Origin of the sequence: Flavobacterium sp. TMP13 (assembly GCF_050847115.1) — a bacterium.
Lineage (GTDB): Bacteria > Bacteroidota > Bacteroidia > Flavobacteriales > Flavobacteriaceae > Flavobacterium.
In genome coordinates, this window is the sequence record NZ_CP193656.1 from 1051032 (window position 1) to 1062715 (window position 11684).

10 protein-coding genes are annotated in these 11684 nt (G+C 35.9%); 5 read left to right on the plus strand and 5 right to left on the minus strand.

The features are described 5' to 3' along the window. Positions 1 to 7 precede the first annotated feature (7 nt). Both ACRASX_RS04565 and ACRASX_RS04570 read right to left on the minus strand, forming a co-directional pair. On the minus strand, positions 8 to 1570 hold the full coding sequence (locus ACRASX_RS04565; protein ID WP_066311893.1) for a DUF4270 domain-containing protein: 1563 nt from the start codon (positions 1568 to 1570) through the stop codon (positions 8 to 10). A 21-nt stretch (positions 1571 to 1591) separates the two neighbouring features. Next, on the minus strand, positions 1592 to 2398 hold the full coding sequence (locus tag ACRASX_RS04570; RefSeq protein WP_066311896.1) for a glycogen/starch synthase: 807 nt from the start codon (positions 2396 to 2398) through the stop codon (positions 1592 to 1594). A gap of 109 nt (positions 2399 to 2507) precedes the next feature. Between ACRASX_RS04570 and panC the strand changes: the two genes are divergently transcribed. From panC to ACRASX_RS04595, 5 genes are all read left to right on the plus strand, one after another. After that, positions 2508 to 3356: a pantoate--beta-alanine ligase gene (panC, locus tag ACRASX_RS04575; RefSeq protein ID WP_432222575.1), complete on the plus strand. Its 849-nt coding sequence runs from the start codon at positions 2508 to 2510 to the stop codon at positions 3354 to 3356. Positions 3357 to 3370: 14 nt separating this feature from the next. After that, a complete protein-coding gene (gene panD, locus ACRASX_RS04580) occupies positions 3371 to 3721 on the plus strand; it encodes an aspartate 1-decarboxylase (RefSeq protein ID WP_066311900.1) in 351 nt (116 codons plus the stop codon). A gap of 189 nt (positions 3722 to 3910) precedes the next feature. Further along, positions 3911 to 5056, plus strand: a complete 1146-nt coding sequence (locus tag ACRASX_RS04585; RefSeq protein WP_066311902.1) for an alpha/beta hydrolase — start codon at positions 3911 to 3913, stop codon at positions 5054 to 5056. Further along, on the plus strand, positions 5056 to 6417 hold the full coding sequence (radA, locus tag ACRASX_RS04590) for a DNA repair protein RadA (RefSeq protein ID WP_066311909.1): 1362 nt from the start codon (positions 5056 to 5058) through the stop codon (positions 6415 to 6417). Before ACRASX_RS04585 ends, radA begins: the two co-directional genes overlap by 1 nt. Before the next feature lie 16 nt (positions 6418 to 6433). Then, positions 6434 to 8398 carry a transglycosylase domain-containing protein gene (locus ACRASX_RS04595; RefSeq protein ID WP_432222576.1) on the plus strand — a complete coding sequence of 655 codons (1965 nt, stop codon included), beginning with the start codon at positions 6434 to 6436 and terminating at the stop codon, positions 8396 to 8398. Positions 8399 to 8462: 64 nt separating this feature from the next. On the opposite strand, the gene ACRASX_RS04600 is transcribed toward ACRASX_RS04595, so the two are convergent. The 3 genes from ACRASX_RS04600 to ACRASX_RS04610 all read right to left on the minus strand — a co-directional run bounded on the left by ACRASX_RS04600 (position 8463) and on the right by ACRASX_RS04610 (position 11604). Then, positions 8463 to 9500: an NADP(H)-dependent aldo-keto reductase gene (locus ACRASX_RS04600; protein WP_432222577.1), complete on the minus strand. Its 1038-nt coding sequence runs from the start codon at positions 9498 to 9500 to the stop codon at positions 8463 to 8465. Positions 9501 to 9719: 219 nt separating this feature from the next. Then, entirely contained in the window at positions 9720 to 10661 is a 942-nt protein-coding gene (locus ACRASX_RS04605) for an OmpA family protein (RefSeq protein WP_432222578.1), read from the minus strand. Positions 10662 to 10839: 178 nt separating this feature from the next. Beyond that, complete coding sequence (locus ACRASX_RS04610; protein ID WP_066311923.1) at positions 10840 to 11604, minus strand: exodeoxyribonuclease III; 765 nt, start codon at positions 11602 to 11604, stop codon at positions 10840 to 10842. Positions 11605 to 11684: the final 80 nt, after the last annotated feature.

An 11684-nucleotide genomic window follows, 5' to 3' on the forward strand; every position in this document is an offset into this window, starting at 1 on the left:
TATTTATTTAATTTGGTTTCGTATAGAAAATCTGAAGTTTTAATCTTTTTTCTACTGGAACGGCTGCAGTACCTCCGTACAAAACAGTTCCAAGAGGATTAGATACCGAAGTTCTTGGTACTTGATTACTTACTTCATTTGGAGTTCTAAGTTTAGCGAACCCCAAAACACTAGCGCTTTGACTAACCACCAATCCTAATTTGACATTAGTAGAATCGGCATTTTTTACCAGATTTCTAATATGATCTGTAATTCGAATTTTATAGGTAGTTCCTCTTTTGGTGGTTGCATCTTTAGCAATACCACCATCGTAAATTTCTGCTGAGAAAAAATCAACAATCTCACGATTATTATTCAAATCATACAAATAAATACGGCTTGGTTCTTTTGAATTTTTCATTTGATCCTCATCAATATGAAAGGTCAGATTGGCTTCATTAATCAACCAACTTTTGCTGCGAATCTCTTCTAATTCTCCTGGTTTACTAAACAAAGAGATCACAGACATTGCACCTACTCCGCCCTTTAAATACAACTTATCGTCACCTTCTACTTTATTAGGAGTAGTGGTGGCAGCAGTATAATTTGCGGTAGCGCTCGTTTCTTCTATTAAACTAATTGTGTTTGCTCTTTGAGGCAAAGTCGGACTAAAATTAATTTCTATGGACTTATCTTCTTTTACCGTATCTTCATCTGTAGTCGAAGCAGTTTTTGCCTTGTACTTTATGGTGATCTTTCCTTTTGTAAAATCCAACATTGCTAAATTACTAGCATTGCTTCCCGATTTCTCTACACCAAAATAAATACCTCTAAAATAATTTGTAAAAGCATCTGCAGAAGATAAATTTGACGCAGTCGCATTTAAGATTTTCTCTTGAAAGAAATCTTTATTTAAGTTCAAGACCATTTGAGGAGCAGTGTACTTCGTAGTTTCCTTCTCTGTATCTGGATCTTTAGTTTTGGTTACAATTTGCGCTTTGTTAAAAAAGAACTCTTCGTTTTCGTTCTTATTCTCAGAGTTATTTAACAAAGTAGTGCTTTTTAAAGCAGCTACGATATCCGTTTTTTGATCGCTGTAATATATTTGATTCTGAAAGCTAGACTCAGGATCCAAATTTCTTAAATAGTAACCTGATTCGTATACGCTCAATTTCAATTTACCCTCTGCAGGTCCAGCAATAGAATCTAATGCATATTCGCTTGATCCATCCTGATTGACCTTAGTAACATGGCTCGAATACGGAATGGTTAGCACTACACTTTCGACAACTGGCGCGTCTCCAATTGTTGGCGCGTAGCTACCCAAGAACACCTGCGTTACAAAATTTGCAGTTGTAGATCCAAAAGCAGGATCATCATAGATACCTAATCCATTTATTGCCTGGTTGTTAGTCTGAACAGCCGTTATTTTTTGATTAAACGCAGCAACATCAGAGTTGTAAGTGGAAAAATCAAAATTGTTATCACCAATTAAATCATCGCCAATAACATTATAATCTTTATCGCAAGAATATAAAAAAACAACTGCCGCTACTAGTAAAATTTTCTTAAAAAAAGAACTGTCAACCATCTGTAAAAGTAAAATTAAAATTTAAAGAACCTCGTTTTTGTAAAATTCGGTATACGCTTCTGCGAAACCATCTTTGGAGGCGAAAGGTAAAAAAGGTTTTCCTGAAGATTCTATAAATTTTGTTAAACTTGGAGAAACGTTAGGCGAAGCAACTATAACGGCATCTGAATGTAAAATACTGGCTTTCATGATGTTTTCGTAATTTGGTGTTTCCAAATCGGCAATTGCTTCTTGTGGAATTTCGTCAAATTTCACTTTATTTATCATTTCACTATTCAAAGTTTCATCAAATGATTGCCCGTAAACAGACGTCACAATTTTTGTTTCAGAGAATAATGCTTCGTTTTTGTAATAATGCTTCATGTAAATTGGTAACATTGCTGCCATCCAACCGTGAACGTGAATAATATCGGGAACCCAGTTTAATTTCTTAACAGTTTCAACCACTCCTTTTGCAAAGAAAATAGCACGTTCATCGTTATCTGGATACATCACGCCTTCTTCATCGGCAAAAGTTGCTTTGCGTTTAAAGTATTCGTCATTATCAATAAAATAAACCTGAATTCGCTCTTTAGGAATAGAAGCGACCTTGATAATCAAAGGCATATCTAAATCATTAACTACTAAATTCATACCCGAAAGACGAATAACTTCATGTAACTGATGTCTTCTTTCGTTAATATTTCCATATCTTGGCATGAAAATTCTAATTTGTCCTCCTTGGTCATTGATCATTTTGGGCACATCGTAAGACATTAGAGAAACCTCGTTTTCTGCTAAATAAGGCACCACTTCAGATGATACATATAATATCCTCTTATCTTTCATAATTGTAATTTACTTAATTCATTGGAAATAAAAACGATGCAAAATTACGAAAATTTATGCAGTTATTAAGTAAAATATTAAGTTTGCACTTAATTTAAAAAATACCCGCATGCAAATTTTTACCGGTAAAGTGGCTTTGATGGACTATTTAAAAAGTATTAGTACTCCAAACTGCACCATTGGTTTCGTTCCTACTATGGGCGCGCTACATCAAGGCCATTTGGCACTCATGCAGCGATCCTTGTCAGAAAACACAGCAACTGTTGTGAGTATTTTTGTCAATCCTACCCAATTCAATAATGCAGAAGATTTAGCGAAATATCCGAGAACTTTGACTGCAGATGTGGATAAAATGGAGGCATTAAACTCCAACATTATCGTGTATGCACCGACAGTCGAAGATATATATGAAGGAAATACCGTATCAAAATCATTCGACTTTGATGGATTAGAAAATCAAATGGAAGGACAATTTAGACCAGGCCATTTTGATGGTGTGGGAACTATTGTTAAGCGCCTGTTTGAGATTGTTCAACCAACAAACGCCTACTTTGGAGAAAAAGATTTTCAACAGCTGCAAATTGTAAAAAAACTTGTCGATAAAAACCATTTAAATGTAACAATTGTCGGTTGTCCTATTTTTAGAGAAGTAAACCAGTTGGCAATGAGCTCAAGAAATGAAAGGCTGACTGCTCAAGAACGCGATGAAGCAACCGTTATTTTTGAGACGTTGAGCGAAGTGAAAGCACGTTTTAACACCGACTCAATCGAACGCCTTAATAATTGGGTAAAAAGCGTTTTTGAAAAAAACCCAACATTTGATTTAGAATATTTTGTAATCGCAGACGAAGCCACTTTGCAAACACAAACTAACATAGAAGCAGGCAAGAATTACCGTGCATTTATTGCAGTTTATGTTAATAATATTCGTTTGATTGATACCATTTCATTAAATTAATTTACTTTTGTGCCATGCAAATTCAAGTTTTAAAATCAAAAATACATCGTGTAAAAGTAACTGGAGCCGACTTAAATTATATCGGCAGCATTACTATTGACGAAACTCTTTTAGAAGCGTCTAACATTATAGAAGGAGAAAAAGTCGCCATTGTAAACGTTAACAACGGTGAACGTTTTGAAACTTATGCCATTAAAGGCGAGCGCAATTCTGGCGAAATAACGCTGAATGGCCCTGCTGCCCGAAAAGTGCAAAAAGACGACATCATCATTATTATTGCGTACGCAACTTTGGAATTTGAAGAAGCCAAAACCTTCAAACCTTGGATTATTTTTCCAAACGAAACTAATAATTCACTTACCTAACATTACCGAAAAAGGACTGAGTTTTTGCTTGTAATCGCGATTGCAGCGCATCTTTCTATGGCAATAAATCCTCCTTCGATTGGATTATACTTCATTTTTTAGCTTCGATAATTTCATATTAAAAAAATTAAATAAAATGGTATATTGCTGCCTTATTTATTCCTTTTAATTGAAGTTACCTTGCCCATTATGAAAAAAATCTACCTACTTGTACTCCTTTTTTCGTTTTCTGCTTTTGCCCAAAAAACAGTTTTCGAAATCAATTCACTTAAATTAAAAGAAAAACGAACCATCTCGGTTGTTTTACCTCCTTCTTACGAAAAAAATACCGACAGAAAGTATCCTGTTATATACCTTTTAGATGGTGATTATTTATTAGATCCTTTTCAGGGAGCACTAACGTATGGCGCATATTGGGATGATTTACCCGAAGTAATTATTGTTGGAATATACCAAGGGAACAATCGCTACGACGATTGCACGGTAGACGGGATTCAAGGCGTTCCTTTTGAAAAAGGAGCACAATTTTTTGAATTTATTGGAACTGAAGTTGTGTCATATATTGATCAAAAATACAGAACTTCTTCTTTCCGAATAATTGCGGGACACGACATCACTGCTGGTTTTATCAATTTCTATTTATACAAAGAAAATCCTCTTTTTAATGGCTTCATAGCCTTGAGTCCAGAACTGGCTCCAAAAATGGAAATGAGAATTCCAGAACAGTTCACTAAAATAAAAACACCTATTTTTTACTACCAGTCCAGTGCCGATGGTGATATCAAAGACATTAGAGAGCCCGTTGAAAAACTGGATCAAAATATTAAATTAACATCTAACAAATTGGTTAATTACAAGTATAATTATTTTAAAAATGCTACTCATTATTCGTTAGTTTTATATTCTATTCCGAATGCCTTATACCAAATTTTTGAAGCATACAAACCAATTAATTCGGCCGAATTCAATACCAAAATAATGACTTTAGAATCTGGATATGCTGATTATTTAACTAGTAAGTATAGCTTTATGGCCACTTCTTTAGGAATTAAGATGCCCGTTCGAATGAATGATTTTAAAGCAGTCGAAACAGCAATTATGAAAAAAGAGGCTTACGACGAATTGGAACCATTAGCCGTTGTTGCCAATACCGATTATCCAACAGCAATGTTAGGCGAATACTTAATGGGAGTGATGTACGAAAAAAGAGGTGATTATAAAAGAGCCGGAAAGCGCTATCAAGTAGCATCTCAACTCGATCCAATTGACAATTTGGACAAAGATTTAATGTATGAGAAAATGGAAGAAATGAAGATCTTAAGCGATAAAAAATAATGTCAAAAGTTAAAACCTCTTTTTTTTGCCAAAACTGTGGCACACAATATTCCAAATGGCAAGGACAGTGCAATGCGTGCAAAGAATGGAACACTATTGCGGAAGAAATTATTCAGAAGCAAGAAAAAGTCGCTTGGAAAAATGAAGCACCTGCAGCCTCTAAAGCGCCCAAGCCATTGCGCATTAATGAGATCGATTCGACTCAAGAAATTCGAATGGATACTACAGACGGCGAATTAAATCGAGTATTAGGGGGCGGATTAGTTCCAGGTTCTTTAACTCTTTTAGGCGGAGAACCAGGAATTGGAAAAAGTACCTTGTTGCTGCAAATTTCGCTGCATCTGCCGTACAAAACATTATATGTTTCGGGAGAAGAAAGCCAGAAGCAAATAAAAATGCGTGCCGAGCGTATTACTCCAAATAGTGCGAATTGCTACATTCTGACCGAAACAAAAACACAAAACATCTTCAAGCAAATTGAAGCCATACAACCAGAAGTAGTAATTATTGACTCCATTCAAACACTACATACCGATTATATTGAATCTACCGCAGGAAGTATTTCTCAAATTAGAGAAACTACTGCCGAACTTATAAAATTTGCGAAGGAAACTAATATTCCAGTTATTTTAATTGGTCATATTACCAAAGATGGAAACATTGCTGGACCAAAAATTTTAGAGCACATGGTTGATACGGTTTTGCAGTTTGAAGGCGACCGAAACCATGTGTATCGTATTTTACGTTCTTTAAAAAATCGTTTTGGTTCGACAGCGGAGCTCGGTATTTACGAAATGCTAGGAAGTGGTTTGCGCGAAGTAAGCAATCCCTCTGAAATATTAATTTCACACAAAGACGAACAGCTGTCTGGAACAGCTATTGCCTCAACTTTGGAGGGAATGCGACCGTTGATGATCGAAATTCAATCGTTGGTAAGTACGGCTGTTTATGGAACACCTCAACGAAGCACCACCGGTTATAACGCCAAAAGACTCAACATGATTTTGGCAGTTTTAGAAAAAAGAGCTGGTTTTCGTTTGGGAGCAAAAGATGTTTTCTTAAATGTTACTGGCGGAATTTCTGTAGACGATCCTGCGATAGACTTAGCGGTTGTGGCAGCTATTTTATCATCTAATGAAGATATTGCAGTTCCTAAAGGATTTTGTTTTGCGGGGGAAGTAGGATTGTCGGGAGAAATTAGACCCGTAAATCGTGTTGATCAGCGCATACAAGAAGCAGAGAAATTAGGGTTTTCGACTATTTTTGTATCTAAGTACAATAAAATATCTTTAAAAAATACTGGAATCAAAATTGAATTGGTTGCTAAAATTGAAGATGTAGCGCGTTACTTATTCGAATAAATACGATCCTTATCAAATGAAAAGCAATCAGCAGAAAATTTTCTTGTTTTTAAAAATCGCAGCTCTTGTCTTGCTGATTTTAGCGAGTGGAATGTATTTTTTTAGAGAAACTTTATTGCAAAAAGCCTTGTCCAAAATAACCTCCAAAATGGAGCGTGAATACCAATGTGCTTTTTCGGTACAAGATGCTCAATTTGAAGGATTATCTGGCATTAAACTCACCGAAGTTGTTTTGGCTCCAAAAAATGCCGACACATTATTAAACATTAAAAAGATACAAACAAAAGTAGCCTTGTTTCCTTTGTTAGTAGGCGATGTTCAATTGGGAACACTGCTGATAAACGATGGTTTTATTCAGTTGACTCGAAAAGGAAAAGTTAAAAATTTTGATGCATTTTTGAAACGTGATTCTACCGAAGTTAAAACCAATACCAAGCGAGATTATGCTGATTTTGCCTACCGTATTATTTCGAAAGTGCTCAATTTGGTTCCGACAGATATGGAAGTCAAGAATTTGGTTTTTAAATTGGATGACAATGGTAAAAAAGCAACTTTAAAGATCAATCAGCTGGTTTTAGTTGATAAAGAATTGGACACGAATTTAAAAGTAGAGACTGCTACTTTTACACAACGTTGGAGCGTAAAAGGTTTCGCCGATCCGAGAAACAAAAAAGCAGATCTTCGTTTTTTTAATCTAGATTCAGGCGCCATCAAAGTGCCTTATTTAGACGAACGATATAATTTAATTGCTAGTTTTGATTCAATTCGATTGAAAATCGACAACATCGAAAAATCACTCGGCAAATTAAATATTGATGGCTTTTCATCTATTGTCAATTTAAAATTAAATCATCCTAAAATTGCCAGTAAAGATGTTGTGATCAAACATGCACGTTTTGATTATCGTTTTTTATTAGGCGAAAATTTCGTTTCCATTGACAGTTCTTCAACCATGCAATTGAATCAAATACAATTACATCCTTATCTTTCGTATCAAACCGAAAAAGATACCATTTATGTATTAAAAGTGGCAATTCCTAAAATGCCAGCGCAGCACTTCATCAATTCCTTACCCGAAGGATTATTTACCCATTTTGAAGGAATGCAAGCGACGGGAAATTTTGATTATACATTAGATTTCTTATTCAATAAGAACCGACCTAATACGTTGGTATTTGATAGTAAACTGAATAAAGAAAATTTTAAAATCACCCAGTATGGCGAAGCGAATTTAAATAAATTGAATGGTCCTTTTACGTATCGCGCTATTATTAATAATGTACCACAACGCGGTATTTTAGTTGGAAATGGAAATTCGAATTACACGCCTTTAGACCAAATTTCACCTTACTTACAAAAGTGTGTCTTAACTAGCGAAGACCCTTCGTTTTTCTCACATCGCGGTTTTATTAACGAAGCTTTTAAACAATCGATTCTAAAAAACATTCGAACTAAGAAATTCTCACGTGGCGCCAGTACGATTAGCATGCAATTGGTAAAAAATGTGTTTTTAACGAGAGAAAAAACGCTTTCGCGGAAGTTGGAAGAAATTCTTTTGGTCTATATCCTTGAGAATAACCGCGTAGCCAGCAAAGCCAGAATGCTCGAAGTCTATTTTAATATTATCGAATGGGGACCAAATGTATACGGTATTGGAGAAGCCAGTCGTTTTTATTTTCAAAAAAGTCCTGCAGAACTCAATTTAAACGAATGTTTGTTCTTGGGATCAATCATTCCGAGTCCTAAAAAATTCATGTATAAATTTAACGATCAAGGTCATTTAAGAGATTTTGCAATCAAAAACGAACAGTTCTTACAAAGAATTATGTTTGGTCGCGGTCTATTAATTTCTGAAGATACTATTGGCCACCAACCCATTTATGTTTCGGGTAATGCTCGCTCCTATTTACGGATTAAAGCACCTGATTCTTTAGCCATTGCTACAGATTCGGTCAAAGAGATTGAGGAATTTGATTTTTAATAAAAAAGAGCTTTGTTAAACGCTTAACAACGCTCTTTTTTACTGGTGTTCGAAAATACATTAATTAGGGCGCAGGATTAGAGATCACAGCATGAACACCATCAATTGCTTTAAGGATTTCTTCGGAAAGAGTTACGTTTATCGAATGAATATTTTCTTTAAGTTGCTCAAGTGTGGTAGCTCCAATAATGGTGCTGGTGACAAACGGTTTTTGATTGACATAAGCTAGAGCCATCTGCGCCAAAGTCAATCCGTTGTTTTTTGCAATGTCTTGATACATTTGAGTCGCTTTCGTGCATTGCTCGCTACTGTACCTTGAGTATTGTGGAAATAAGTTTATTCTTGAATTAGGAGCACTGCTTCCGTTTAGATATTTACCAGACAAAACACCAAATCCCATCGGCGAATAAGCCAATAGTCCAACATTCTCGCGGTAACTTACTTCTGCATTACCAACTTCATACGTCCTATTTAATAAAGAATACGGATTTTGAACGGTTTTAATTCTTGGTAAATTGTACTGTTTGCTTTCTTCTAGAAAACGCATAATTCCCCACGGTGTTTCGTTCGATAGTCCGATGTGTTTGATCTTTCCTTCTTTTACAAATCGGTCTAAAGCAAGTAATACTTCGTTTACATTGTCTTCCCAAGAATCATCTTGTTCTTTAAATCCGAGTTGTCCGAAGTAATTGGTTTTGCGTTCCGGCCAATGCAATTGATACAAATCGAGGTAATCCGTTTGCAAACGTTGCAAACTATTTTCTAAAGCGTATTGAATACTTGCGGCAGAAAAATCATTTGTATCGCGCATGTAGCCAAAATTTGGATTTGGTCCTGCAATTTTTGAACCCAATACAATTTTTTCCCGGTTTCCGGTTTTTTTAAGCCATGTTCCGATAATTCTTTCCGAGCTTCCAAATGTTTCTTCTCGCGCTGGAACCGAATACATTTCGGCTGTATCAATGAAATTAACTCCATTCTCAATTGCATAATCTAGTTGTTGATGGGCTTCGGCTTCCGTATTTTGTTCACCAAAAGTCATGGTGCCCAGATTAATTTTACTAACTTTTATATCGGTATTAGGTAGAGTAGTGTATTTCATTCTTTTGTCTTTACTTTTTTAAAAAAATATTGTAAGTGCTTTGAAGTTATAGCCGTTCAAAGGTACAAAGGTTGAAAAAGAAAAGTCATTAATCAAAAGTTAAAGGTTCTTTAGAAAAAAATTAAATAGTAAAGATTACAAAATCCCAATTTAAAAAATTAAGAATAAAAAAAGGCTCAAAAGTAAAACCTTTGAGCCTCTGTAACTTTATAACTTTCTCTAATCTATCTCCTTCAACATATCGGCGATTTCATCTAGTCTTGGTGTTAAGATAATTTCGATTCTACGGTTTTTAGCTTTTCCTTCCGGAGTAGCGTTGCTTGCCAAAGGTGAATATTCGCTACGACCAGCTGCAGTTAGCTTCTGCTTATTAATTTTAGTGTTTTCTCCCAAAATAGTAACAATTGCAGTCGCTCTTTTGGTTGATAGATCCCAGTTGTTTGCAATTGGACCAGATCCTGCGTACGGATCATTATCGGTATGACCTTCGATTAAAACCGAAAGCTCTGGATTGTCTCCTAATACTTTTCCTAATTCTACAATGGCTTTTCTACCTTCGGTTCCAACGGCCCAACTACCCGAATTGAATAGCAGTTTGTTCTCCATTGAAACATATACTTTTCCATTCTTTTGCTCTACTGTCAATCCTTTTCCTTCAAAACCATTTAATGCTTTCGACAAGGTTTCTTTTAGCGTACGCATTGCTGCTTCTTTTGCTGCAATCATCGCTTCTAATTCTTGCAAACGACTGGCTGTTTTGTCTAAACGTTGTTGCTCTGCCGCCAAGGCTTTACTTTTTGCTTCGAGTTGCTCAAGTAAATCGCGATTTTTGCCCATGTTGGTTTGCAAAGCTGCGTTGCTGTTTTTCTCTAAAGCCTCATAAGAGTCTTGCAACACTTTTAGTTTTCCTTGAGATGCCGCATATTCTGCCTTTTGTTTCTCTAGTTCTGCTCTGGTTTGGTCTAGATCTTTACCTAACCCTTCTTTATCTAAGTCTAAAAGATTTTTCTCTTGCTTTAACGCTTCGTTGGCATCGGCCATTTCGCGGTTTTCTTTTTTGAGATCAGAATATTTGGACTCTAAATCTGTGTATATTTTTTTGGACACACAAGAAGTGGTTAAGGCCACAATTAATAGTCCGATGGATGCTTTTTTTATCATAGTTTCTTAAATGGTATATATTAATAGAATAAAAATATTGGTTCTGAAATACTGAATTTCTAGCCCTGATGGAAGCGGCATCCTTTTGTCTCAATTTTTTTCGAGACAAAAGATACAGTGGACAGCAGGAAATAGCTCCTAAAAAAGAAGTACACTTCGTTCAACAAGAACAGTACCATTAATCTTCAATTTCGACTAAAACGGGGCAATGGTCTGAATGCATGGCGTCGGGAAGTATTACCGCTCTTGTAAGTTTTTCTTCGAGACTTTGACTTACCAAATTGTAATCTATGCGCCAACCTTTGTTGTTGCCTCTGGCTCCAGCACGGTAACTCCACCAAGAATACTGATGCGGTTCTTTGTTGAAATGACGGAAACTATCAATGAAACCAGACTTCATAAAACCGTCTAACCAGGCGCGTTCTTGTGGTAAAAAGCCAGAAGTATTTTTATTGCGAACGGGATCGTGAATGTCAATAGCTTGATGGCAAATGTTGTAATCACCACAGATAACCAAATTAGGAATCGTGGTTTTTAATGCGTTGATGTAGTTTTGAAAATCATCCATAAACATGAATTTATGATCTAAACGCGCAATGTTGGTGCCTGAAGGCAAGTACAAGCTCATTACAGAACAGGAATCGAAGTCGGCTCTAACGTTACGACCTTCAAAGTCCATGTGTTCAATTCCGGTTCCATAAACCACATTATTGGGTTTTGTTTTAGATAAAATGGCCACACCACTGTACCCTTTTTTGGTAGCCGAATAATAGTATTGATACGGATATCCCGCATCGGTTATAGCTTGAGTTGGAATTTGATCTTCGGTTGCTTTGATTTCTTGCAAACAAATGACATCGGGATTGGCTTGCTGCAACCAGTCGATAAATCCCTTTGCAATAGCGGCACGAATACCGTTTACGTTATACGAAATGATTTTCATTGTGTTTATTTTTGAGTTTCAAATGTAATAAAAATGCGGAAAGTTTGGATGAGAAACGACAGAAACTGCACTTTTTTGTT

Coding starts and splice junctions, on each gene's coding strand:
- ACRASX_RS04565 (WP_066311893.1), bottom strand. CDS start 1,570: ATGGTTGACAGTTCTTTTTTTAAGAAAATTTTACTAGTAGCGGCAGTT.
- ACRASX_RS04570 (WP_066311896.1), bottom strand. CDS start 2,398: ATGAAAGATAAGAGGATATTATATGTATCATCTGAAGTGGTGCCTTAT.
- panC (WP_432222575.1), top strand. CDS start 2,508: ATGCAAATTTTTACCGGTAAAGTGGCTTTGATGGACTATTTAAAAAGT.
- panD (WP_066311900.1), top strand. CDS start 3,371: ATGCAAATTCAAGTTTTAAAATCAAAAATACATCGTGTAAAAGTAACT.
- ACRASX_RS04585 (WP_066311902.1), top strand. CDS start 3,911: ATGAAAAAAATCTACCTACTTGTACTCCTTTTTTCGTTTTCTGCTTTT.
- radA (WP_066311909.1), top strand. CDS start 5,056: ATGTCAAAAGTTAAAACCTCTTTTTTTTGCCAAAACTGTGGCACACAA.
- ACRASX_RS04595 (WP_432222576.1), top strand. CDS start 6,434: ATGAAAAGCAATCAGCAGAAAATTTTCTTGTTTTTAAAAATCGCAGCT.
- ACRASX_RS04600 (WP_432222577.1), bottom strand. CDS start 9,500: ATGAAATACACTACTCTACCTAATACCGATATAAAAGTTAGTAAAATT.
- ACRASX_RS04605 (WP_432222578.1), bottom strand. CDS start 10,661: ATGATAAAAAAAGCATCCATCGGACTATTAATTGTGGCCTTAACCACT.
- ACRASX_RS04610 (WP_066311923.1), bottom strand. CDS start 11,604: ATGAAAATCATTTCGTATAACGTAAACGGTATTCGTGCCGCTATTGCA.